Source organism: Sulfurimonas sediminis, assembly GCF_014905115.1.
GTDB classification, from domain to species: domain Bacteria; phylum Campylobacterota; class Campylobacteria; order Campylobacterales; family Sulfurimonadaceae; genus Sulfurimonas; species Sulfurimonas sediminis.
Genome location: NZ_CP041235.1, coordinates 280,858 through 303,839, shown reverse-complemented (window position 1 = coordinate 303,839; position 22,982 = coordinate 280,858). Strand labels below are relative to the sequence as shown.

Sequence of the window (22,982 nt, the reverse complement as noted above, 5' to 3'; positions counted from 1 at the left end):
TGAAATTGTATTGTTTTTCTACTTAATCTTTACAAAAAACTGAAAGTTATTGCGTTCAAATAACAAAGAAGAGTAGTCTTTAAAATTTTCTATATATTTTCGCAGTTCATTCTGGTTTGACACAGGAACTCCGTTGACCTGTATGAGTCTGTCTCCGATTTTCAGTCCGTAATTTTGAAAATCTTTCTCTGTCTTGCTTACATGTAAGGCTTCATCAAAATAAATCCCTTTTTGTTCCAAAAATGTATCACTGACAAATCCGCCGCCGTATCTTTTTCGGCTCTGCAACGCAAAGGTCAAAAACGCTGCACCCCGTTTTATTTTCACAGTATGTTTTGAGCCCACAGGCGCAAAAAGAATTTTTCGCATCAATGATGCGGCATTCTCGACTCTTTTTGTATCGTATTCTATTATGCAGTCACCCACTTTAAAAGGGTTGTCTGGCATAAAGGGATCACTCGCATCTACAAAAACCTGTTTGTTTTTCTCATGGACGCGTATGCCAATGTCGGCATATCGGGCTTTTTTTGTTGTCAAAAAATAGTGCAGATACTCTTTTTCTATGACACCCTTGTCGCTTAGTATCGCTTCCAAAGAACAGCAACTGCTGCTGATAATTGCCGGGGCAGGAAATTTTTGGCTGTATTTTCCAAAAAAATTCAGTCCGATCTGATGTTGCAGCATCTTGCCCTCTTTTGCCGTTTTATTATTGAGTACGGCAGTTCCAAGCTGTAAACGCATATTGAGATCATAAGGATATACAAAATGTTCCTTGTCTGCAACAAGATAAAGAGAAAGAAAAGGATCATATTTTAAAATTTTTGATTTTGGCTTCTTGTGTGAAAAAACAATACGCTGATTATTTTGGACAGGGATAGAAAGAAAACTTTGCCGCATGATTTTTGCATCTTTTGCTTTTTGTATGCAAAAATCATAACCGCCTTTACAGGCATAAACATTTAAAAAAAAGAGATGAAGTATGATAAACAGGCGAAGCACCTATTTGAGTCCGCCAAACATGCTCAGAGCACTGTTTTGTTGATTTTGTTGTACCATTTTGTTTGCATCGTTGATGGCACCTATGAGTAAAATCTGCAGAGAATCTTTGTCGCTCAGGAGCTCATCGTCAATATTGAGGTCAATGACTTCGCCGTTGCCGTTGAGTGTAAGTTCAATCAATCCGCCGCCGCTTTTGACACTAAAAGTTTTCGATGCCAACTCTTCTTGAAGTTTTGCAGCATTCTCCTGCATTCCCTCAAGAAGTTTACCCATATCACCCAAATTACCAAACACTATGACATCTCACATTCATTCTTAGATCTCATCGTGAACAGCGTCTATGTTGTTGTCATCATCCAAAATAACAACTTTGGGTTTGTAGCTTTCAAGTTCTTTTTCATCGTAAGTGCCATAAGCTACAATGATAACTTTATCACCTTTGTGTACTTTTCTCGCTGCAGCACCATTCAGACAGATGTCGCGTTTTCCTCTTTCACCCAGAATGATGTAAGTCGAAAATCGTTCACCGTTATTGATGTTGAGTATTTCTACTTTTTGTCCGACTCTCATCTTGGCAGCTTCTAAAAGTTCTTCGTCTATGGTGATCGAACCAACATAGTTCAAGTTAGCATCTGTTACGGTAGCACGGTGTATCTTACTGTACAACATTTCCATCAACATGACTGTTTCCTACATTCCCATCTGTTTTTTTGCATCAGCAGGAGATATAGGATCATCCCACATTTCAGAATCAATTACATACTCTTGCACAACTTTTCCGCCAATTATATGTTCTTCTATAATGCGGTCAATTTTTTCTTTGTTTAAGCCTACATACATAGTATGCCCCGGCTCTACTAACATTACAGGACCTGCCGAACAACGGTTAAGACATGAAGTACGCACAATCGGTGCAGTCATCATAATCCCTTCTTTCATCAGCTTTTGCGCTGTGTACTGGAACAGGTCCTGTGTCTCTGGTGTAACACATGATGGTTTTGGCATACCCGGAGGAGCAGACTGCTCACACTTGAAGATATAAAATGCCGGTTGTGGAATTCCCATTGAAATAATCCTTAATTTTTTCGCAATTATATCGAAAATATGCATCTGTTTTCTAATAAAGTGAAATAAGTTTAGATTTTTAAGCTGTTTTCTACTATTTTTGCTCTAAATTTAAAAGTTCTTTGACGACTTCTCTGTCATCAAAAGGAAATTTTTCATCATAAATAATTTGGTCTGTTTCATCGCCTTTTCCAAGAATAACAACAACATCATCTTCTTCTTGCATATCGAGTGCCATCTGTATTGCTTTTTTTCTGTTAAGCTCAACCATAATATTTGATTTTTCCTGTATACCCTCTAAAATATCCTCTACAATTGTCTGCGGATCTTCATGACGCGGGTTGTCACTCGTAACAATGACCTTTTTGGCAAGACTTGCAGCTACCCTGCCCATAAGCGGTCGTTTTTTTCTGTCTCTGTCTCCGCCTGCTCCAAAAACAACAATCAGCTCTTTCTCTTTTAAAGCATTAAGCACCTGTGCCATACCATCAGGAGTGTGTGCAAAATCCACTATGACATTCGGAGCAGCACAGACCTGTTCCATTCTTCCGCTTACCCCTGCAAAATTATCCACCACATCTGCAATCTCTTCAAGGCTTTTGTCTGTTATGAGATGCGTTGCCGATATGGCAGCCATGAGATTATACAGATTGAAAAAACCGTGCAGTGAAGCGGTAAAAGGGACAATTTCTTGAAAATGCTGGATAATACCACTTGAACCGTCATTGAGAGAATATGCCATAAGTCTGTATGTTGCAGGGTTTTCAATGCCATATGTATAGGCATTTTTAAAATTAAATGAGGCTTTGGGTTCATCTTTGTTTATAAGTTTTTTGCTCTCATCCTGAAAAAAACTGTTTTTGACATATATATACTCTTCAAGTGTTTTATGGTAATCCAGATGATCCTGAGTGATATTTGTCAAAATTTTCAGCGCAAAACTGAGGCCTTCTATGCGTTTTTGTGCTATAGCATGGGAGCTTACTTCCATGACAAAATACTCGCATCCCGTACTCACTGCCTGATAAATATGCTTATAGGTATTAAGCACAGATGGGGTGGTAAGCGTTTTTCCCTCACATCTCTCATCATTCATAAACAAGCCTCGGGTTCCCTGCATTGCAGTTTTATATCCCAGATCAAGCAAAAATGAATATATTGCACTTGCTGTTGTCGTTTTCCCGTTTGTACCGGTTATACCGATTATTTTAATCTGGTCAATACCAAAGAACTCTGCAATATCTTCGATTTTGACAATAGAGTGGGCATTATTCTTCTTTGCGTCTTCTACATAGTCACTGTTTTGGTGCGTCAGGACAAAAGCCGTCTCGGCATCACACTCTTTTGAATTTTCAGTGATATATTTATAGGCTTGATTTGGCAGTTCAATTTTCAATATTTTTGCCCTGTGCCAGTTTTTTTAACAGTTTTCGCAAGAGTTTGTCACCAGGGTATACACTCAGAGCATTTTCAAGGTAGGTTAATGCCATTTGTGCAAAATCATGTTCTATCAGTTTGTCTAAAAAATCTAAAAAATCTTCTTTGTTTGTTATAATTACCCGGGTAGAGAACATGATATTTTCAAAAGTTTCTACAAAATCTCCGCCTTCATCCAGAATTTTTTGAAAATCACTGTAGAGAATCCCCTCTTCAAACTCCAATCTGTTACGCAAAGGTTCGGCAAACACTTCACTGAGTTTTTCCAAGGTACCGTCCATGCTTTCAAGTATTTCACTCATAATGGCATCAGCTTCTTCTTTGTCTTCTACTCTTAATATTTCATAATAATCAAACAGGGCTTCGGCACCTTCTTCTCCGTTCATAGCCATTTCCGAAAGTATAACCCCGTTAAAAGCCTCTTTTGAATCCGGATCATTTTGCAAAACCTGTGCAAATTTGTCTAAGGCATTCTTATATTCCGCCCGTGAAAAATTCTCTTTTGCCTGTGATAATATTTTATATTTACTTATTGTTCCCATATGCTTCTTTTATAAATTATCTATATCGTTTTCCATGCCCATTGGGACATTGACAACAGTTATTTCAGGATGAATATCCATTCGCAACTGTCTCTCGACACCGTACTTTAATGTACTTCCACTGCTCGCACACCCTATGCATGCACCTTTTAACTGCACATAGACACTTCCGTTTTTTACGGTAATAAAATCTATGTCTCCGCCGTCAAGCGCCAAAGAGGGGCGCACCTTGTCTATAACACGCCGAACCGGTTCCAACAATTCTTCATCTGTAAATGGAATCATACTTATCCTTTTTATATTATAACTCTTCTATTATCATAAAATATGACAAAATCGCTTAACAAGTCATAAAATTATTATTTAACTCATCTTTTAAAGCCATAACCTCTTGTACGTAAGAAGGCTTTCGCATTCCGACAAGTATATAATCAATTACATCCTGTTTATATAAAAATTCCAAAGCACACACCTGGGCTTTTTTATGACACTCCTGAAATTCTTCTTTGAGTTCACTTCTCACACGTTTTGAACACTCATATGCGACCATTGTTCTGTACTCTTGTAAAAAAAGATCTACAAATCTGAGTAATTCATCCAAAGAGTCCGGTTCCAACTTCTTTAATGCTTCTCTTATGTGAGGAATAATCTGTGAATGTAAAAAAGTATCATACTCACCAACCCATCCGAACTTGTGCTTGTTTTCATCCATTTGTTCAATCAAATTATACAATGGTTTGAGTAAATCATTGTCACAGGCCTGAAGCAACTCATTTAGATAGGTATAGTACTCTCTGCTTTCATCATAATCAGCAAGTCTGTGCATCAGTTTGTTTTTTTGTACATTTAACGGACGGTTGGCAAGAACTCTCAACCCATTTTTTTTCGCCCATGCCGCACATTTGAGACCTTCTCTTTCAACTTTGTTTATTGGCAGTTGCACTGTGGTAAAACTGTGTTGTTTGTTTCCTGCTTCATCTGCGGCATTTTGGGCAAGTGTCAGTAAACTTTCATAGGGCAGAAACTCCAAATCCTCCTCTGGCTTTGCAAAGCTGTTGGAACTGATACCGTAGGAGTTGATGCGCCCCTCTTTGACCTCTTCTTCCAGGCCGACAAATGCTTCATAGATTCTTTGATACATTTCATCCAAAACTTCATCTCTGTTTTTGCCTTTATTGAGAGCATCAAGCAAAAAATACTCAGGATTGTGAATTAGATAACAATCAATTCTCCTCATTTGCAGTCTCTCGAGTGAAGCACCAAGCTGTTTTTTTAGAAACGATTTTGCAATTGAATGGTAACAGTGTTCGCTGAACTCTACAACATCCTCAAAAGGCATTTCCTTGTGTGCAAGCAAATTTGAACCCTGGATATATCCGTATTTGCTTACGATTTTAATTTTATCTCTGATTGCATCAGGAACACTGCGCAGCACTTTGCCTATTGCTCTTTCAGCACCGCCGTCTGTATAGTTTGTAGATGTGTCAATCAGCTCTACCCCGGCGTAAACAGCCTCTTTCAATGCTTCGATATGCAAAGGATTTTCATCTGTGACTCTGTAAGTTCCGAATGCGAAAGTACTCATAATGCGTCCTGTATTGTAAAGTATTTTAGAATTCGTAAATTCTCTTATGGGGAAAGTTTAAAAAGAAGTTGCAATAACAGACACAGGGTCTGGTATTGCAAATATAGTAACTATACTAATTCGATAAATGCCATTGGTGTAGCATCACCACGACGAATACGAGTTCTCACTATTCTAGTATATCCACCTGTACGATCAACATACTTCGGTGCGAGTTCATTTACTAAAGTTTTCGTTGCTTCTTTGTTTTGAAGCGCAGCAAATACCGCTCTGTGTGCATTTGAGTCATTTTTACCAGCAGTTGTGATAAGTTTCTCAATATAAGAGCGAAGCTCTTTTGCTTTTACAGCAGTTGTTTCAATTTTACCATGTTCTATTAACGAAATACTAAGGTTCGCTAAAAGTGCTTTACGGTGTGCACTTGTACGACCTAGCTTACGATATCCATGACGGTGTCTCATATCTCATTCCTCTATTGTGCCTGTACGGCTTCTATTTTCTTTTTTAGTGCAGTAACTACATCATCAGCTAAATCAGCACCAACTTCAAAACCAAACTCTTGAACTTTTTCTACGATTTCATCGTAAGATTTTTTTCCAAGATTTTTTACATTTTTCAAATCGTTTGTACTCATCAGTACAATCTCGCCAATAAGTTTAATGTTTGAGCGATCAAGACAATTAAAGCTACGCGCACTTAATCCTAAACTGTCGATGTTTGTTGTCAGTTTTTTCAAATCAGGTGACTCTTCAACTCTTTCTATGGTAGCAGGAGCTTTAATGCTGATTTCTGAATTAAATACAGCCAACTGTGCATACATTACCTCCAAAGAGTTTCTAAATGCATCGATTGGTGAAATTTGTCCGTCAGTTCTGATATTCATAATAACTCTTTCAAAGTTAGGGTTATCTTCTACCAGTACATTGTCAATTTTATACGTAGCACTTCTTACCGGAGTAAAATATGCATCCAATGCGATATATTCATCATCATCAACTTCCACAGCAGTATCTTCACTCGCAACATAGCCGATACCCTGCGCAATTTTAAGCGTGAAATTCAATGTAGAATCTTCATTTAAAGTTGCAAGCGGAGCATCCGGTGTTACCACCTCTACTTCATCATTGCTAAGATCGCCGCCTTTAATGGTACACGGTCCCGCAAAGCTGTAATTAATCTCGGCTTCTGTCGCATCATTGTTCAGTTTAAAGCGTATCTCTTTCAAATTTAAAATAAAATCTGAAATATCTTCAAGCATACCGCGAACTGAGTCAAACTCATGTTTGGCACCTTCGATTTTAATTGCGATTGGCGCATAACCAACCGAACTGCTTAATAAAAAACGGCGAAGTGGATGAGCCAACGATATAGCGTACCCTACTTCAAAAGGGTATGCCATAATGTTTGCTTCATTGTCACTTATTTGTTCTACCTCAAACTCTTGTGGAGCAAGTGGAGTAGTTTTAATTTTTTTCATATCTTTTACGCCTTTTATATTAAATTATTATTTCGAGTAAAGTTCAACGATTAAACGTTCTTCAACTGGAATAACAACTTCTTCACGCTCTGGAAGACGAGTAAAGATACCATACACTTTTTCAGCATCAATGTCTACCCAAGGAGCAAGACCAGTTTGGTTTGTAAGCTCAATAGCACGAACAATCTGATTGTTCTTTTTACTTGCTTCTTTTACTTCAATCTTCTGTCCCGGTTTCACACGGTAAGAAGGAATATCAAGTTTTTTGCCATCTACCAAAATATGACCGTGTGTTACGAGTTGACGTGCAAATCTACGAGTAGATGCAAATCCCATTCTGTACACAACATTGTCTAATCTCTGCTCGATTAATGTAATAAGGTTTGTACCTGTATTTCCATCACGACGCTTAGCTTCAACGAATAAAGCACGGAATTGCTTTTCAGAAATACCATACATAAATTTCGCTTTTTGCTTTTCATTAAGCTGTAAACCATACTCAGAAACTTTTTTACGACGCTGACCATGTTGACCTGGACCGTAAGGACGCTTCTCTAAAGCAGATTTTCCTGCCAAACGACGCTCACCTTTTAGGTTAAGGCTTACTCCGAATCTTCTCTCGATTTTTTCTACTGGACCTCTATATCTTGCCATCAGTAATCTCCTTAAACTCTACGACGCTTAGGCGCGCGACAACCGTTGTGTGGTAATGGTGTAACATCTTTCATAAATGTAACACGGATTCCTTCGATAGCTCCAACAGCTTTTACTGCAGTTTCACGACCAGAACCAGGACCTTGAACTTTAATACCAAGCTCTTTTATACCATGTACCTGTGCTTTTGCAACTGCATCTTCAACAGCAGCCTGTGCAGCAAACGGAGTTGATTTTTTAGAACCTTTAAATCCTAAAGAACCAGCAGAACTCCAAGCAATCATATTACCCATTTCATCAGTAATAGTCACAAGAGTATTATTAAATGATGCCGCAATATGAATGATACCACGTGATATATTCTTTTTTATTACTTTTTTTCTAACAGCTTTTCTTTTTGCCATACTATAATTCCTTACGCTGCGCCGACAGTTTTACGTTTACCCTTACGAGTACGCGCATTTGTCTTAGTTTTTTGACCACGGCATGGAAGACCACGACGGTGACGAAGCCCTCTGTATGAACCTAAATCCATAAGTGCTTTAATATCCATAGCAACTTTTTTACGCAAATCACCCTCAACCATATGGTTTTCACGGATCTCTTTTGTTATAGCTGCTACATCTTCTTCGTTTAATTCGAAAACTCTTTTGTTGTAGTCAATTCCTGTCGCGTCCAATATTTGACGGGCAGTATGAAGACCAATTCCATAGACGTATGTTAATGCATACTCTATTCTTTTTTTCTTAGGTAAATCAACACCAGCAATACGAGCCATGATTATCCTTGTCTCTGTTTATGTTTAGGGTTCTTGCAGATTACTCTTACAATACCTCTTCTTTTGATAACTTTACAGTCATCACACATCTTCTTTACTGAAGCACGTACTTTCATTGAAAGTCTCCTGTGGTAACATCTTTACTGCCTTTAGGCAAGCGCATAACACTTGTAATAACGTTGCTTGCCAATACTTTTATCTACATGTAATCATATAGGTAGAAATACTCTTTGCTTTGTTAAAACAGTAAAGTGGATGGGAATTATATCCAAAACAATGTAAAAGTATTATTAAGAGCACAGGAGGTGACACAAAAGTGACAAATTTTATTAGTGATTTTTAACGCCGGTTTTTATAAACTGTCGATATCACTTAAGAAGGAAAACAACAGATGGTAGAATATATTTTAAAGCGAGACGGTTCCTACAAACAATTTTTCTCTTACAAGATAGAAGATGCCATCAAAAAAGCTTTTTTAAGTGAAAATGTAGATTTTGACGAAGCGGTATATATCAAAGTCATTCAAAGACTTGAGGCAAAACGGATTGTTGCTGTTGAAGATATACAGGACATTATAGAAAAAGAGCTGTACAAAGCAAAATATTTCGATGTTATGCGCTCTTTTATACTCTACAGACATCTTCATAAACTTCAAAGAGAAAAAGCCATTGAAGACGATACTACCTATATTCATTCGACACAGACTATAGAAGAGTATATCAGCGGAAGTGACTGGAGAATAAAAGCAAACTCAAATACAGGCTACTCCAGTGCCGGTCTTGTAAACAATACAGCAGGCAAAGTGATTGCCAACTACTGGCTTGACAAAATTTACTCAAAAGAAGAGGGGTATGCGCATAGAAACGGGGACTATCACATACACGATTTGGACTGTTTGACGGGTTATTGTGCCGGCTGGAGTCTGAGGGTTCTTCTGGATGAAGGATTTAACGGAGTAAGGGGAAGAGTAGAGAGTGATGCACCAAAGCATTTCAGAGAAGCGCTTGGGCAGATGGCGAACTTTTTAGGCATTTTGCAGAGTGAATGGGCCGGCGCACAGGCCTTTTCGTCTTTTGACACCTATCTGGCGCCTTATCTTTTCAAAGATCAACTTTCATACAAGGAGGTAAAAAAAAATATTCGCAGTTTCATATATAACCTAAACGTACCCGCTCGATGGGGACAATCACCTTTTACAAATATCACTATAGACTGGAATGTTCCTGATGATTTGAAGGATCAGATTCCAACATGTAAGCAGGAGCATCTTTTTAAAAATATTTCAGATACCGGGTTAAGATTCAAAGCACTGCAGAGGGGAGTTTCATCCCTCACAGAGATGACCTATAAACATTTTCAAAAAGAGATGCACATCATCAACAAAGCTTACTATGAGGTTATGACAGAGGGAGACAAAACCGGTCAGCCTTTTACATTTCCTATACCTACCGTCAATATTACAGAAGATTTTGACTGGTACGGTGAAAATACAGATTTGCTGTTTGAAAACACGGCAAAAATTGGCTCCTCCTACTTTCAAAATTTCATAGGGAGCCAATACAAACGTGACAAAAACGGAGAACTCATAGCCAATGAGGCAGCCTACAAACCGGGACATGTCAGAAGTATGTGCTGCAGACTACAGCTTGATTTAAGAGAATTGCTTAAACGAGGCGGTGGTCTTTTTGGCAGTGCGGAAATGACAGGCAGTATAGGGGTTGTCACTATAAATATGGCAAGGCTGGGCTTTTTGCACAAAGGCAATATGGAGTCACTCCTGCAGCGTCTTGATGAACTCATGGAGTATGCAAAGTCTACTTTGGAGAAAAAGCGTGTTTTTATTCAGGAGATGTATGACAGGGGACTTTTTCCCTACACTAAAAGATATCTGCCAGGGTTTAGAAACCACTTTTCTACCATCGGAGTCAACGGAATGAATGAAATGATTTTGAATTTTACCGGAGGTGCCTATGACATCAGTTCCACACAGGGCATTGACTTTGCCACTGAGATATTAGACCACATAAGAAAAAGAATGGTCGAGTTTCAGGAGGAAACAGGCAATCTTTACAACCTTGAAGCCACACCGGCGGAGGGAACAACCTACCGCTTTGCCAAAGAAGACAAAAAAAGATACGGTGACAAAATCATACAGGCCGGTATGGATGAAAACATCTACTATACCAACTCTTCACAGATTCCTGTAGGACTTACCGATGACCCTTTTGAGGCACTGACCCTGCAGGATGAACTGCAGACGAAATACACGGGCGGAACGGTGTTGCACCTTTACATGCAGGAGCGTCTGAGCTCAACCGAAGCCTGCCGCAGGCTGGTCAGAAATGTCATTACAAATTTCAGACTGCCCTATATTACGGTAACACCGCTGTTTTCCATTTGTCCAAAACACGGCTATCTCTCCGGAGAACACGAATACTGTCCAAAATGTGACGAAGCACTGATACAAGAATATGAAAATAAACAAAAGGAAGCATCATGAAAAAAAATGAAATTTTAGAATTAGTCAAAGAACAGAGACAAAAATGTATAGTATATACACGCGTTATGGGTTATCATCGACCTGTTGAAAGTTTTAACATAGGAAAAACCGGTGAACACAGACAACGCAAACAGTTTAAAGAGTAAAAAATGCATTTATGACATCACAAAGTTTACCCATCTGGACTACCCTGATCATCTAGCCTGCATCGTATGGTTTGGCGGGTGCAATATGCGCTGTGATTTTTGCTACAACAAAGAGATAGTCTTTGCAAAAGAAGGCAGCTACAGTATGGAAGATGTGCTGAAGTTTTTACAGACAAGAGTCTCTTTGCTTGATGCTGTCGTCCTCTCAGGCGGAGAAGCCTCTTCCTATGCCCTCACTGATTTTTGCAAAGCAATCAAAAAACTCGGATTTTTAATCAAACTTGACACCAACGGTACAAACCCTTTACATGTAAAGGAACTCCTCGATCTAAATCTGCTTGATTATGTCGCACTGGACTATAAAGCCCCGAAATATAAATTTACACCTGTGACACACTCCGGCAAATTTCATGAATTCAGCCAAACACTTGACCTGCTTATCCGCAGTGGTATTGATTTTGAAGTCAGAACCACACTCCATACCGATTTACTCACTGAAGATGACATCAACTGCATTCTGTCAGATTTAAAGACAAGGGGCTACACGAATGCCTATTATATTCAGGAGTTTGTCGAGGCAAAAAGCACTGTAGGCGGAGTGCAAAAACCTTCAAAACCTTTCAACAAATCTCTCTTAAAAAGCAATTTTCCTGTAATTTGGAGATAAATTCCTTTTTCTTGACGTAAATCAATTTTTTACTGCCGTTTATAAGTTATCATTCTGTGAAATTTAAATCAGACAAAAATTGTCTTATTTAAAAAAACTGAGTATTTGTATACTCTTAACAAGGAAATATCATGACAAAAGTTATACTTACATTTACATTGGCAATGGTTGCACTACAGGCACAGGACACAGTACACTACGACAAAAAAGAAGTAAAAAAACCGGCTATAGCAAGACCATACCATCCGGGTCAGAATTAATCCGAGGCTATTGACTAGACGCTATCTGATAGCCCAGTCCTTTTACATTTATAAGGAACTCTTTGGAGGTTTTTTCTCTAAAGCGCCTTATAAATGTTCTTAATCTTTCATCACTGACCTCTTCTTTCCAAATCATACTTTTGATTGCTGCATACTCCAAAACACCTCGGTTCTCCTCATAGTTTTTGACTAAGGCCTGTAAAAACAGAAGTTCCTTTTTTGAAAGTGCGATATATCTGTTGTTTTTGTAGAGACTGTTGGTAGTTTTATTAAATACAAATCCGTCCAAAAAATTTAAAAGCTTTTTACCGATGCTTGTTTCCAGCGAGAGAATATACTCTAAAACCTCATCCGGATCAAAAGGTTTGATAAAGTACTTGACTACCCCGGTATCTATCGCACCCAACAATTTTTCCACATCACTAAAAGCGCTCAGTATTATAATTTTGCTCTGTGGATTTATGCGTTTGATCTCCTGTGCCATTTCTAGTCCGCTTTTGTTTGGCATCATAATATCGGTGATCACAATATCTGGAAAAACTTTCTTGTATATATGTAAGCCCTCATCGCCGTCTTTTGCCAGTAAAAAACTGTGAAAATGATCTCCGATAGCATTTTTCAGCAACAGTGAAAGCTTTTCTTCATCTTCAACAAATAAAACTTTCAGACTTTTTAAAAATTTATTTCTCATGCTCTCTTCTCTTTGTTTTGCAGTGGGATTTTTATACTGAAGGTTGTAGAACCGTTTTTGGATTTTACATCTATGGAACCGTTTAAGCCCTGTTCACAAATCATTCTTGACATAAACAGCCCAAGTCCTGTACCCGAGGAGGAGTGCTTGGTTGTAAAATAGGGTTCAAAAATTTTATATATCTCTTTTTCTTTGATACCGCCGGCATTGTCACTAAACTCTATAAGTGCAAAATCTTTTTCTTTTTTTACACGTATATATATCTCTTTGATCAAAACAGACGACTGTAAAAAAGCATCTTTTGAATTTTGGATAAGATTGATAATCACCTGTGTCAGTTCATTTGAAATGCCTAAAATTTCCACATCTTCAAACTCGGTATGCACACTGATCATCTCTTTGATTATAATTTTTTCTAAAATATTTAATGATTCATTGATGCTGTCTGCTATTTTGAAATAGTGTTTCTGCTTTGTCGGTTTGAAAAAGTTGGTAAAATCATCAATCGTTGTCGACATATTCTGTATAATCGCCTTGCTCTCATCATACAGATTCTGCACCTCCTCTTCCTCGTTGTTCAGCGCTGCTTTTTTTAGACTAAAGAGTGTCAGACTGAGTTCTGTGAGCGGTTGTCTCCATTGATGGGCTATGTTTGCAAGCATTTCGCCCAGACTTGCAAGCCGTGACTGCCAAAACATCACTTTTTGCTTTTGTTCGTTTTTGGCTATCTCTTCTTGCACCCGAAGCTCAAGTGTTTCATTGAGTTCTTTGAGTTCCTGTGTCTTCTCCTGCACCCTTTTTTCAAGGTTTTCATTGAGTTCCTGCAGCTCTTTTTCTTTTTGCTCGAGACTCTTTTTGTAAAACACCTCTTTTGTAACATCATAACGAATCGCCACAAACTCTTCAATATTATTGTCTTTGTCAAGGATGGGAATGACAGTGGTATTGACATAAAAAGTTGTCCCGTCTTTTGCTCTGTTTTTGACCGTAGCCTTGTATGTTTTTTTTGCCTTGATTGTCTCCCACAGTTTCTTAAACACAGAGGTTGCAACATCAGGATGTCTGACAATATTGTGGTTTTTTCCTATAAGCTCCTCTTTTGAATAGCCGGAAATTTTGCAAAACTCCTCATTGACAAAAGTAATGATGCCCTCTACATCGGTTTTAGAGATAATATTGCTTTTTTCAATCGCTTCTTTATACTGTTCTAACATAGTTTAATTCTAGCCAAACTAATCCCAAAGTACACTTACACCATACTCTTCATTCAAAATTATGTTTTTTGTATAGTAAATCTTTTTGCCGTATTTTTTACTGAGCAGTTCCACTTCGAGTTCACCCTCACTCAAAAGTTCTCTGACCTCCTTGTAACCCAGCCATTTGCCGTATTTTGCCAAAGAATTCTGCCAGATTCTGAAGCTGCATGTAGACTCCGGCGTCACTTCAAACATCTCTCCGTCTTCTGTCTGCCAGTGGGCGTTTGAGCAGGCATAGAGCTTTACTTTTTTCCCACGGACCTCTTTGTCACGAACCTCAATCTCTCCGTCATCACAATATGGACATTTTCCTAAAATCATCACTTTACTCCAAAATTTTGTGCTATTATTATAGAACTTTAACCAAATTGCCTCGTAATTTATGGCAAATTGACATATTATAAGGATAAAAAATGCAAAACAAATTTATGGATGCGATGAACTTTCGCCACGCATGTAAGATTTTTGATGAAACAAAAAAAATAAGCGAGGAAGATATGCTCTTTATTCTCGAATGCGGACGCAAATCACCCTCCTCTTTCGGTATGGAGGCCTGGAAGTTTCTGGTCATTACCAATGAAGAGTTAAAAGCCAAGCTCAGACCGGCATGCTGGAACCAGGTGCAAATCACGTCCTGTTCCCATCTCGTTGTTATTCTTGCCGGCATTGAGAGTCTCAAACCGGAATCAGGTGAAGTCAAAAAAAGATTTTCAAGACGTGATATGCCACAGGAATCACTTGATATGTATATGGACCTCTATGCAAAACATTTGAAAAAAACACTCAGCAGCGATGAAAATATTTACTGCTGGAGTGCAAGACAGACCTATATAGCTGCTGCCAATATGATGACTGGCGCTGCATATATAGGCATAGACTCCTGCCCGATAGAAGGTTTTGAAAAAGAAAAAGTTGAAGAAATACTTGAACTGGACACAAAAAAGTTTCAACTCGCGATGGTACTTCCTTTTGGCTACAGACTCAACCCTCAGCCCGAAAAAATCAGACTGCCGTTTGATGAAGTGGTAGAATTTATACTCTAAGCGTCGCTACTAATCTTTTAGGATACAAAAACAGTTCAAGTGCTTCGGAGATAGACTTACAGACTATATCTGAAGCGAGCAAACTTTTTGTACTGCAGCCCTCATCACCAAGCACACAGATTCCTATGTGCGCTTTTTGTAGCATTTTCATATCGTTGTTGCCGTTACCAACAGCCGCACATTCCTTTACATGTAAGGCTGAAACATAGGCTTCTTTTTCCACAGTATGATTATCACTTTGCAATACCTTTACATGTAAGTCAAAATCTTTGAGCTCATTTTGTACGCTGCCGAATGTATCTGCGGTGATTACATGTAGAGTATATGTCTGTGCTAAAAGCGGCAGGAGTTTTTTTACCTCATCTTTTAAAACACCGTCTTTTGCGATTGTTCCGTTATAATCCAGGACAATATGTTTTATGTTCTTTTGCATTTGCTTCCTTATTTTTTGTATTATTTTTTCGGAACCGGTACTTTAGTGCCGGCTGTTGCAATAGTCTTGCCACTCTCAGCCGGCACTAAAGTACCGGTTCCAAATAAAATACTTAACTTTATGGGCTTTGTGACTTTAAAGACTAAAGTCAAAATTACTTAACCTCTCTTTTAGCCAAAGGGGACTAGTATATGAAAATTTATTTAGGATATTATACATTATGAAAGATATAAAACTTACACAATACAGTCACGGGGCGGGTTGCGGCTGTAAAATTTCACCAAAACTGCTTGACACTATTTTAACGACTGCCAGAAAGACTGTTGCTTACCCTAATTTGCTTGTCGGCAATTCCTCAAAAGATGATGCAGCGGCCTTTGATTTGGGCAACGGGACTTCTGTTTTAAGCACGACTGATTTTTTTATGCCTATCGTTGATGATCCTTTTACCTTCGGACGCATAGCAGCCACCAATGCCATCAGTGATATTTATGCCATGGGCGGCAAACCGTTGATGGCAATTTCCATCTTCGGCTGGCCGATTGACAAACTTGAGGCGGATGTGGCACGCGAAGTCATTGACGGCGGTCGCTCTGTTTGTGAAGAAGCGGGTATTCCGCTTGCCGGCGGACACAGCATCGATTCTCCCGAGCCTATATTTGGACTTGCGGTCACCGGAATAGCAAAAAACGAACATCTCAAACGTAACGATACTGCCGAAATTGATTGCGAACTCTACCTTACAAAACCGCTGGGTATAGGCATACTGACAACGGCACAAAAACAGGGAAAAATTGCCGAGGGTGATATAGATATTGCCGTAGAAGCCATGTGTACCCTGAACAAAATCGGCGCAGAAATTTCGGCATTAGAAGGCGTAACCGCGCTTACCGATGTCACAGGTTTCGGTCTGCTTGGGCACTTGAGCGAAATATGCGAGGGAAGCAATATCAGCGCCGTTATAAAGTTTGACAAAGTACCGACACTCAAAAATGTCAAAAAATACTTAAAGATGGGCTGTATTCCTGGAGGCACACGCAGAAACTTTGAGAGTTACGGAAATAAAATCTCTCCGATGACACAAGAACAGCAGAACATTTTGTGCGACGCACAAACCTCCGGCGGACTGCTGTGTGTGGTAAGAAAAGATACCAAAGAAGCCTTTTTGGCACTTACAAAAAATGCAGGGCTTTGCCTCGAACCAATCGGATTCACATGTAAAGCAAGCAAACATCTTGTAGAGGTAGTCTGACTTTGTCCGGTAATATTACAAATGTAACAGATGATTTTTTGTCTATTGTTCTCAATGAAACACCTCTTCTTGATGTCCGCGCCCCTGTTGAGTTTGAAAAAGGGAAGTTTATCAATGCCACAAATCTGCCTATACTTAATGATGAAGAACGCAGACTTGTCGGTATACGGTACAAAGAGGCCGGAAATAGCGCAGCCATAAAGCTGGCCGAGTCTCTTATTCAAAATGAGGGAAAAGAGAAAAGAGTCCACCTCTGGCAAGACTACCTCAAGAAAAATCCCGAGGCAAAGCTTTACTGTTTCAGGGGAGGTCAACGCTCAGGGATTGCACAGGAGTGGCTCAAAGAGAGCAATATTGATATTACCCGGCTCAAAGGCGGGTACAAGGCTTTTCGCAATTTTTTGATGCAACAGAGTGAAGACATCAGTGCGATAACACCTACCCTCATTTTGGGAGGCAGAACAGGCTCGGGAAAAACCATTCTTTTGAATAAACTGCAAAATGCCATTGATCTTGAAGGTGTTGCGCATCATCGGGGTTCTTCCTTTGGCAGTTTTGTCAATGCACAGCCTTCACAGATTGATTTTGAGAACAATCTTGCCTACAGACTCATACAGTTTCATCATAAAAATTTTACCCATCTTGTTTTGGAGCATGAAAGCCATAATATCGGCAGAACATTTATCCCAAAACCCGTATATGACAATTTTATGCAGGGAGAGCTTGTATTGTTACAGACTCCGATTGAGGTTCGCGCACTCATAACCTATGAGGAGTATGTTCTTGGCGCACTCAAAGAGTATGCATTACAATACGGAGAAGAAGGTCCCAAAAAATGGGCACAAAATGTGCAATCAGGGCTCAAAAGAATCCAAAAACGTCTGGGTAACCAGCTTTACAGACAACTTGCACAACTTTTTGACAAAGCTTATTCCCAAGATACCCAGGCAGAGGCAAAAACATTCTATTTGGAGTGGATTGCCCTGCTCCTTGAAAGATATTATGATCCGATGTATGACTACCAAATCAAAAAAAGTCCCTTGCCTGTTGTTTTTGAGGGAAATACCATTGATGTGTTGCACTTTTTACAACATCAGTCATGAAAATATGATACAATTTCCTCATGCAAAACAATTCAACACAATTAGAACTTTTGGACAATACAAACAAAACTTTTGAAGAAGAGTTTTTCCGATATGCCAAACCTTTTGAGTATGAAAAAGGGTCCTCCCCTTTTTATCCCGATGATCTGCTCAAATATTTCTATATAGTCGTTAACGGCAGGGTCAAAACATATCAGATAAACTTTCAGACAAACAAAGAGCAAACCCTCTTTATCTATAAGCGCGGAGATATGTTTGATGTCATTTCCCTGCTTGACGGCAAACCTCATGAGGTTATTTATGAGGTTATCGAAGATTCCAATATTTTACGTCTTCCCATTGAGAGAGTCCGCTACTGGCTCGAACATGATGCCACTTTTAACAAAAAATTCTTTCCCTATCTCGCTGCACATATGCGATATACAGAGGAACTGGCAACCGAACTTGCCCTGTATGATACAAAAGAGCGCTTTTTGAACCTCTTGGTAGAAAATTTAAACCCAAATCACAGATTTCGCTACCAACTCCTGCAAAATCTCTCCAACAGCGAAATAGCAAAACTGCTCGGAACGGTCCGACATGTGATAGAGAGAAGCATCAAACAGCTCAAAGCCGACGACATTATAGAAAGCAGCAGACGCAACATAAAAGTAAAGAATCTTCAAAAACTTTTGGACAAAACCTCCCAAATGCTACTTAAGTAGCAAAATACTTTTTCAAAATTGACTATCATTTCTTAAATAAAAATTTTAAGGAGTGAACCATGTTAGTGACAAGACATAGAAACCCAATACAAAATACAAGAAAATTTGATTTAATTAATGAATTTTTTAACGCACTCGAAACACAAAACAGCGAAGAGCCAAGAGAAGTTTTTGACTTTGTACCGGCTGTCAATACCAGAGAGGGAGCTGATGCCTATTACATTGAGCTAGACCTGCCTGGTATAAAAAAAGAAGATGTGGAAATCAGTGTAGATAAAAACATTTTAACCATCAAAGGCAAAAGAGAAGTCAAAAAAGAAGAGGAAAAAGAGGACTACTACAGAATAGAGAGTGCCTACGGTACTTTTTCAAGAAGTTTTACACTCCCTGAAAAAGTAGACAGTGAAAATATCCGTGCTACAGGTGAAAACGGCGTGGTTGAAATCACTATACCAAAATTAAAAGTTGAAAAAGACACAACGAAAAAAATTGAAATCGAGTAAGGAGGATTATCATGGATATCATACAAACATCAAAAGAGTTAGTGGAAAAAGCGGAAGAGAAAGTTGAAAAAGGTTTGGAAGTTGTCAAAGATACATTTCACAATGTAGCATCACACCTTCCTCTGGCAAACCTTGCAAAACATCGTAATGACACCTTCACAATCGAGGTTGATTTACCGGGTGTTAAAAAAGAAGATATAGAATTAAAAGTCGAAGATGACTATCTGACTGTGACAGCGGTCAGAAAATTTAAAAATGAGGTCAAAGAGGATGATTACTATCTTTGCGAATCAAATTTTGGCGTCATCTCAAGAAGTTTTATCCTGCCTGACAATATAGACAGAGATAAAATTCAGGCAAAATTTGAAGACGGAAGACTCTATCTGACTCTTGAAAAACTCGAATCCAAAAAGACAAAAAACATCAGCATCCAATAACAATGGGTGCTGACACAAGGAGTTAGCTATGAAAAAACTACTAAGCAGTCTGTTGCTTTCAACTTTGCTGGCCGGATCTGCATTCGCGAGTATGGATACAATGAATCCCTATGATGCTGATTTTGCAAGAATGAACCAGTATTTCAACTCTTTGATAGAGTCTCACTTAAGCAGTTCGGCATTAAATAATTTCAGTTATCCAAGAACGGACATTCAGGATGCTAAAGACAAAATAGTCTTAAAATTTGATCTCGCGGGTGTTGACAAAAAAAATATTAAACTTTCTATTGATGAGAATAAGATTCTGACTGTAAAAGGTGAAAAAAAAGAGTCAAAAGAAGAAAAATCAAAAGATTTTGTCAAAAAAGAGATTTTTTACGGTGAGTTTCAAAAATCTATTCAATTGCCTAAAAATATTGACGAAAGCAAACTCGCAACAAAATTTGAAAACGGTATATTAACCGTTACAATTCCTAAAACAGAAGTTAAAAAACCAAAAGCAAGACTTATCCCTATAAAATAATCAATTTTTTCTGCTAGAATTCTTTTATGAATTCATACGCAGAAAAATTTACAAACGCTATAGAAAACAGTTTTTTTAACAAACTCCCCAAACATGAACAGGAGTTTATCAAAGAGAAATCCTTTGAGTACAGATTTTCCTATCAGGAAATCAAACAGATAATCAATTTCGCGAGAGATTTGGGGATGTGGGATGAAAAAAGAATCACTGCAATATTTCCCGAGCATCCCCAAAGAAAAGTTGTTTTTTCCAGGCTTAAAAAAGCCTATGAAGACATACGCAACAAACCAAATTCCTATAAAAACTTTACCCTCAAGAATATCCCCCAAGAACAAAAATATACCTTTAAAACAGCGTCAAAAGAGGGTTTTGGACTTGGTCTGTGTCCGGTAGCAAGTGAAAAGACACGTTGCTGTAATCTGTTGACACTTGATGCGGTGGAGAGCTGCGGTTTTGACTGTTCTTATTGTTCTATTCAAAGCTTTTACAATCAAAATACTATTACCTTTGACAGCAGTTTTGCGGACAAACTCTTAAATCTGCAACTTGATCCAAACAAAACCTACCATATCGGAACCGGTCAGGCATCAGATTCGCTGATGTTTGGCAACCGTGAGGGTGTTTTGGATGCTCTTTTTACCTTTGCGAAGAAAAATCCCAATGTCATTTTAGAATTTAAAACAAAATCGGACAATATAAAATATCTGCTTGAAAATGAAGTGCCCAAAAACATACTCTGCACCTGGAGTCTCAATACCCAAACCATTATAGACAACGAAGAGCATTTAACCGCTTCACTTGCAAAACGTATAGCAGCCGCCCGAAAAATGGCAAACAAAGGAGTTAAAGTCGGCTTTCATTTTCATCCTATAGTCGAATATGAAGGGTATCTTGACGAATATCAAGAAGTATATGAAGAACTTATACTAAAATTCTCTCCACAAGAAGTCGCCCTTGTCAGTTTCGGGACGCTTACCTTTATAAAGCCTGTCATAAAACAGTTGCGTGAGCGTGAATTTAGAAGTAAGATTACGCAAATCCCGCATGAAGATGCAAGCGGAAAGACATCGTATCCTGATGCGACAAAAGTTGAAATGTTCAAACATGCCTATGAAAGTTTTGCGCCATGGCAACAGGGTGAAGACAAAGTCTTTTTCTACCTTTGTATGGAAGAACATCACATGTGGGCCAAAACATTTGGATATCAATACTCTACAAACAATGACTTTGAACGTGCTATGCTCGGAGCATACTGCAAAAAACTTGGTCAGGAATTTTTATTATAGGACGGTAGCGTTATGCAGACAAAAGAAAACTATTTTTTATCACAACCGCATCAGCCATTTTTCTTACTTGGAATACTCAATGCAATCATTATGATGCTCGTTTTTGCATTACAATACAAAGGCATACTCTCCTTACATGTAACGCTTTTGCTTTTTCACAGCTACTCTTTGATATTTTTGGTTTTTACAAACTTTTTCACAGGGTTCTTATTTACAACTTTCCCGCGTTTTAACCAGACACAGGTGATAGCAAAAAAATACTATGCCAATATTTTTCATGCAAATACCCTTGCATCACTGCTTTTTCTTGTCGGTGTTTTCAGCTCTGAAGCCCTTGTACTCGGCGCGATGATTATCAGTCTGACAGCGCAGATTTTTATAGTATTGAAACTAAAAAACATCTATGAAACAGGAATGGCAGCAGATAAGTCAGACTCATTTTGGATACTCAATGCAAACTACTTTGGACTCTTTGGTAATTTTCTTTTTATACTCTCTTTATTCATACCGGAAATTTTACCGGTTGCTATCACTCTCTCTTTTTACATGTATCTGATTTTTCTTGCTTTTAGTGTAGGACAGAGAATGATTCCTTTTTTCTCCCACTCTTTTGCAAGTAAAAATGAAAATTTTGTCAAAATTGTTTTTGTTTTGTTTGTTTTAAAGAGTATCTTTGCTTCTGCAGATATCAAAAGTGTACAAATAATTGTCGATCTGCTGCTCGCAGTGTATATGTTTTTTGAGTTTAAACGCTGGGATCTTCACCCTTTGCAATCCCCTCCTATTCTATGGGTGCTGCATCTTGCACTCTTTTGGTTACCAGTATCCTTTTTTCTCTCAGCCCTCAGCCTGAGTGCAGAAATATTTTTAGACACCTCTTTTTTCTTTTTAAATGTACACCTGTTGGCCATAGGTTTTTTAACAACACTGCTTATAGGTTTTGGAACACGTGTAACACTCGGTCATTCGGGACAACCGCCACAGGCAGACAAACTGGCAACTAAAATATTTCTGTCAATTCAGTTGGTTGTGCTGCTCCGTGCTTTATACAGCATGAACATAGCTTTTGGATGGGGGCTTGGGTTTTTGTTTGACATCTCTTTTACTACCTGGCTCTTGCTCTTTTTGATTTGGGGAGGGAGATATTTTCAAGTATTGGTTTTTGGAAAAAAATTGTAGCATTGCTTTAAAAAAAGAGAGATTTGAAACCTGCACTTTCTAATGTACAAGCATGACTGGCGTTAATCTTAATGCCATTAAGTTCAGAAAATAAATGCTTTCTCGGAACCGGTACTTCAGTGCCGGCTGTTGCAATAGTCTTGCCACTCTCAGCCGGCACTGAAGTACCGGTTCCAAATAAATGCTTAACTTTTTACTGCATTTTGATTATAAAAGTATTGTCAGCCTCTTCAACTTTAAACTTGTGTTTGCCGCAGAATTCGTCATTCATATGGTTGACCATCTCCAATGACTTCATCAACGCCTCGTCTTTTGATTCCACTTCCGTACTGCTTTGAAGATTGCTTCTTTTAAAACAGCCACATTCTCTATCTACTATTATTTTAAACATATTATATCCTTGTTAAGTTTTTATGCAATAATATCACGGTTAACTTGTTCTACTCTTATTCATAAATACTA

32 protein-coding genes are annotated in these 22,982 nt (G+C 38.5%); 13 read left to right on the top strand and 19 right to left on the bottom strand.

Going from position 1 to position 22,982, the window contains the following annotated elements; genetic code table 11:
- Nucleotides 1-18: 18 nt before the first annotated feature.
- From FJR45_RS01765 to rpmJ, 14 genes are all read right to left on the bottom strand, one after another.
- Nucleotides 19-999 carry a DUF7488 domain-containing protein gene (locus FJR45_RS01765; RefSeq protein ID WP_193151079.1) on the bottom strand — a complete coding sequence of 327 codons (981 nt, stop codon included), beginning with the start codon at nucleotides 997-999 and terminating at the stop codon, nucleotides 19-21.
- Nucleotides 1,000-1,293, bottom strand: a complete 294-nt coding sequence (locus tag FJR45_RS01760) for a YbaB/EbfC family nucleoid-associated protein (protein ID WP_255613236.1) — start codon at nucleotides 1,291-1,293, stop codon at nucleotides 1,000-1,002. It lies immediately after the preceding gene.
- Nucleotides 1,294-1,314: 21 nt separating this feature from the next.
- On the bottom strand, nucleotides 1,315-1,680 hold the full coding sequence (gene panD, locus FJR45_RS01755) for an aspartate 1-decarboxylase (protein WP_193151078.1): 366 nt from the start codon (nucleotides 1,678-1,680) through the stop codon (nucleotides 1,315-1,317).
- 9 nt (nucleotides 1,681-1,689) lie between these two features.
- Nucleotides 1,690-2,064, bottom strand: a complete 375-nt coding sequence (locus FJR45_RS01750) for a (2Fe-2S) ferredoxin domain-containing protein (RefSeq protein ID WP_193151077.1) — start codon at nucleotides 2,062-2,064, stop codon at nucleotides 1,690-1,692.
- A gap of 94 nt (nucleotides 2,065-2,158) precedes the next feature.
- Entirely contained in the window at nucleotides 2,159-3,460 is a 1,302-nt protein-coding gene (locus tag FJR45_RS01745; RefSeq protein ID WP_193151076.1) for a UDP-N-acetylmuramoyl-L-alanyl-D-glutamate--2,6-diaminopimelate ligase, read from the bottom strand.
- Entirely contained in the window at nucleotides 3,450-4,043 is a 594-nt protein-coding gene (locus tag FJR45_RS01740) for a hypothetical protein (RefSeq protein ID WP_193151075.1), read from the bottom strand. Before FJR45_RS01740 ends, FJR45_RS01745 begins: the two co-directional genes overlap by 11 nt.
- 9 nt (nucleotides 4,044-4,052) lie before the next feature.
- Nucleotides 4,053-4,328: a NifU family protein gene (locus FJR45_RS01735; protein WP_151901217.1), complete on the bottom strand. Its 276-nt coding sequence runs from the start codon at nucleotides 4,326-4,328 to the stop codon at nucleotides 4,053-4,055.
- A gap of 55 nt (nucleotides 4,329-4,383) precedes the next feature.
- Nucleotides 4,384-5,628 carry an aldo/keto reductase gene (locus FJR45_RS01730; RefSeq protein WP_193151074.1) on the bottom strand — a complete coding sequence of 415 codons (1,245 nt, stop codon included), beginning with the start codon at nucleotides 5,626-5,628 and terminating at the stop codon, nucleotides 4,384-4,386.
- A gap of 110 nt (nucleotides 5,629-5,738) precedes the next feature.
- The gene (rplQ, locus tag FJR45_RS01725; protein WP_151901219.1) at nucleotides 5,739-6,089 is read right to left on the bottom strand and encodes a 50S ribosomal protein L17; all 351 of its coding nucleotides are present in this window, start codon (nucleotides 6,087-6,089) and stop codon (nucleotides 5,739-5,741) included.
- Nucleotides 6,090-6,100: 11 nt separating this feature from the next.
- A complete protein-coding gene (locus tag FJR45_RS01720) occupies nucleotides 6,101-7,105 on the bottom strand; it encodes a DNA-directed RNA polymerase subunit alpha (RefSeq protein WP_193151073.1) in 1,005 nt (334 codons plus the stop codon).
- Nucleotides 7,106-7,132: 27 nt separating this feature from the next.
- On the bottom strand, nucleotides 7,133-7,759 hold the full coding sequence (rpsD, locus tag FJR45_RS01715) for a 30S ribosomal protein S4 (RefSeq protein ID WP_151901221.1): 627 nt from the start codon (nucleotides 7,757-7,759) through the stop codon (nucleotides 7,133-7,135).
- Nucleotides 7,760-7,770: 11 nt separating this feature from the next.
- Nucleotides 7,771-8,163 carry a 30S ribosomal protein S11 gene (rpsK, locus tag FJR45_RS01710; RefSeq protein WP_151901222.1) on the bottom strand — a complete coding sequence of 131 codons (393 nt, stop codon included), beginning with the start codon at nucleotides 8,161-8,163 and terminating at the stop codon, nucleotides 7,771-7,773.
- Nucleotides 8,164-8,174: 11 nt separating this feature from the next.
- On the bottom strand, nucleotides 8,175-8,537 hold the full coding sequence (rpsM, locus tag FJR45_RS01705) for a 30S ribosomal protein S13 (protein WP_151901223.1): 363 nt from the start codon (nucleotides 8,535-8,537) through the stop codon (nucleotides 8,175-8,177).
- A 2-nt stretch (nucleotides 8,538-8,539) separates the two neighbouring features.
- Nucleotides 8,540-8,653: a 50S ribosomal protein L36 gene (gene rpmJ / locus FJR45_RS01700; protein WP_041675103.1), complete on the bottom strand. Its 114-nt coding sequence runs from the start codon at nucleotides 8,651-8,653 to the stop codon at nucleotides 8,540-8,542.
- A 275-nt stretch (nucleotides 8,654-8,928) separates the two neighbouring features.
- On the opposite strand from rpmJ, the gene FJR45_RS01695 reads away from it, so the two are divergent.
- The 4 genes from FJR45_RS01695 (at nucleotide 8,929) to FJR45_RS12510 (ending at nucleotide 12,110) form a co-directional block, all read left to right on the top strand.
- Nucleotides 8,929-11,037, top strand: coding sequence for a ribonucleoside triphosphate reductase (locus FJR45_RS01695; protein WP_193151072.1), 2,109 nt, complete (start codon nucleotides 8,929-8,931; stop codon nucleotides 11,035-11,037).
- Nucleotides 11,034-11,183 carry an anaerobic ribonucleoside-triphosphate reductase gene (gene nrdD, locus FJR45_RS12515; RefSeq protein ID WP_193151071.1) on the top strand — a complete coding sequence of 50 codons (150 nt, stop codon included), beginning with the start codon at nucleotides 11,034-11,036 and terminating at the stop codon, nucleotides 11,181-11,183. The genes FJR45_RS01695 and nrdD overlap by 4 nt, the downstream gene beginning before the upstream one ends.
- Nucleotides 11,149-11,850 carry an anaerobic ribonucleoside-triphosphate reductase activating protein gene (locus FJR45_RS01685; protein ID WP_193151070.1) on the top strand — a complete coding sequence of 234 codons (702 nt, stop codon included), beginning with the start codon at nucleotides 11,149-11,151 and terminating at the stop codon, nucleotides 11,848-11,850. The genes nrdD and FJR45_RS01685 overlap by 35 nt, the downstream gene beginning before the upstream one ends.
- Nucleotides 11,851-11,981: 131 nt before the next feature.
- Nucleotides 11,982-12,110 carry a hypothetical protein gene (locus tag FJR45_RS12510; protein WP_255613235.1) on the top strand — a complete coding sequence of 43 codons (129 nt, stop codon included), beginning with the start codon at nucleotides 11,982-11,984 and terminating at the stop codon, nucleotides 12,108-12,110.
- Between the two features lie 7 nt (nucleotides 12,111-12,117).
- Here FJR45_RS12510 and FJR45_RS01680 read toward each other — a convergent pair whose 3' ends face one another.
- The 3 genes from FJR45_RS01680 to FJR45_RS01670 are packed head-to-tail and all read right to left on the bottom strand — an operon-like array spanning nucleotide 12,118 to nucleotide 14,378.
- Nucleotides 12,118-12,801 carry a response regulator transcription factor gene (locus FJR45_RS01680; protein ID WP_193151069.1) on the bottom strand — a complete coding sequence of 228 codons (684 nt, stop codon included), beginning with the start codon at nucleotides 12,799-12,801 and terminating at the stop codon, nucleotides 12,118-12,120.
- Nucleotides 12,798-14,015, bottom strand: a complete 1,218-nt coding sequence (locus FJR45_RS01675; protein WP_193151068.1) for a PAS domain-containing sensor histidine kinase — start codon at nucleotides 14,013-14,015, stop codon at nucleotides 12,798-12,800. Before FJR45_RS01675 ends, FJR45_RS01680 begins: the two co-directional genes overlap by 4 nt.
- A gap of 18 nt (nucleotides 14,016-14,033) precedes the next feature.
- Nucleotides 14,034-14,378, bottom strand: a complete 345-nt coding sequence (locus tag FJR45_RS01670) for a hypothetical protein (protein WP_193151067.1) — start codon at nucleotides 14,376-14,378, stop codon at nucleotides 14,034-14,036.
- Nucleotides 14,379-14,470: 92 nt separating this feature from the next.
- Here FJR45_RS01670 and FJR45_RS01665 point away from each other — a divergent pair, with 92 nt between their 5' ends.
- A complete protein-coding gene (locus tag FJR45_RS01665) occupies nucleotides 14,471-15,100 on the top strand; it encodes an NAD(P)H-dependent oxidoreductase (RefSeq protein ID WP_193151066.1) in 630 nt (209 codons plus the stop codon).
- Here FJR45_RS01665 and FJR45_RS01660 read toward each other — a convergent pair.
- The gene (locus tag FJR45_RS01660) at nucleotides 15,090-15,533 is read right to left on the bottom strand and encodes an HAD family hydrolase (protein WP_193151065.1); all 444 of its coding nucleotides are present in this window, start codon (nucleotides 15,531-15,533) and stop codon (nucleotides 15,090-15,092) included. The genes FJR45_RS01665 and FJR45_RS01660 overlap by 11 nt on opposite strands.
- A gap of 217 nt (nucleotides 15,534-15,750) precedes the next feature.
- Here FJR45_RS01660 and selD point away from each other — a divergent pair, with 217 nt between their 5' ends.
- Genes selD through FJR45_RS01620 form a run of 8 tightly spaced genes read left to right on the top strand, consistent with a single transcriptional unit; the run spans nucleotide 15,751 to nucleotide 22,520 of the window.
- Complete coding sequence (selD, locus tag FJR45_RS01655) at nucleotides 15,751-16,785, top strand: selenide, water dikinase SelD (RefSeq protein ID WP_264299337.1); 1,035 nt, start codon at nucleotides 15,751-15,753, stop codon at nucleotides 16,783-16,785.
- 2 nt (nucleotides 16,786-16,787) lie between these two features.
- Nucleotides 16,788-17,888 carry a tRNA 2-selenouridine(34) synthase MnmH gene (gene mnmH / locus FJR45_RS01650; RefSeq protein WP_226966453.1) on the top strand — a complete coding sequence of 367 codons (1,101 nt, stop codon included), beginning with the start codon at nucleotides 16,788-16,790 and terminating at the stop codon, nucleotides 17,886-17,888.
- A 20-nt stretch (nucleotides 17,889-17,908) separates the two neighbouring features.
- A complete protein-coding gene (locus tag FJR45_RS01645; RefSeq protein ID WP_193151063.1) occupies nucleotides 17,909-18,592 on the top strand; it encodes a Crp/Fnr family transcriptional regulator in 684 nt (227 codons plus the stop codon).
- A 59-nt stretch (nucleotides 18,593-18,651) separates the two neighbouring features.
- Complete coding sequence (locus FJR45_RS01640) at nucleotides 18,652-19,095, top strand: Hsp20/alpha crystallin family protein (protein ID WP_193151062.1); 444 nt, start codon at nucleotides 18,652-18,654, stop codon at nucleotides 19,093-19,095.
- 11 nt (nucleotides 19,096-19,106) lie between these two features.
- Nucleotides 19,107-19,532, top strand: a complete 426-nt coding sequence (locus tag FJR45_RS01635; RefSeq protein WP_193151061.1) for an Hsp20/alpha crystallin family protein — start codon at nucleotides 19,107-19,109, stop codon at nucleotides 19,530-19,532.
- Nucleotides 19,533-19,560: 28 nt separating this feature from the next.
- Nucleotides 19,561-20,055: an Hsp20/alpha crystallin family protein gene (locus FJR45_RS01630; RefSeq protein WP_193151060.1), complete on the top strand. Its 495-nt coding sequence runs from the start codon at nucleotides 19,561-19,563 to the stop codon at nucleotides 20,053-20,055.
- 26 nt (nucleotides 20,056-20,081) lie between these two features.
- Nucleotides 20,082-21,341 (top strand): SPL family radical SAM protein, encoded by a 1,260-nt coding sequence (locus tag FJR45_RS01625; protein ID WP_193151059.1) that lies wholly within the window; start codon nucleotides 20,082-20,084, stop codon nucleotides 21,339-21,341.
- 12 nt (nucleotides 21,342-21,353) lie between these two features.
- The gene (locus FJR45_RS01620; RefSeq protein ID WP_193151058.1) at nucleotides 21,354-22,520 is read left to right on the top strand and encodes an NnrS family protein; all 1,167 of its coding nucleotides are present in this window, start codon (nucleotides 21,354-21,356) and stop codon (nucleotides 22,518-22,520) included.
- 193 nt (nucleotides 22,521-22,713) lie between these two features.
- On the opposite strand, the gene FJR45_RS01615 is transcribed toward FJR45_RS01620, so the two are convergent.
- On the bottom strand, nucleotides 22,714-22,911 hold the full coding sequence (locus FJR45_RS01615) for a hypothetical protein (protein ID WP_193151057.1): 198 nt from the start codon (nucleotides 22,909-22,911) through the stop codon (nucleotides 22,714-22,716).
- Nucleotides 22,912-22,982 lie beyond the last annotated feature (71 nt).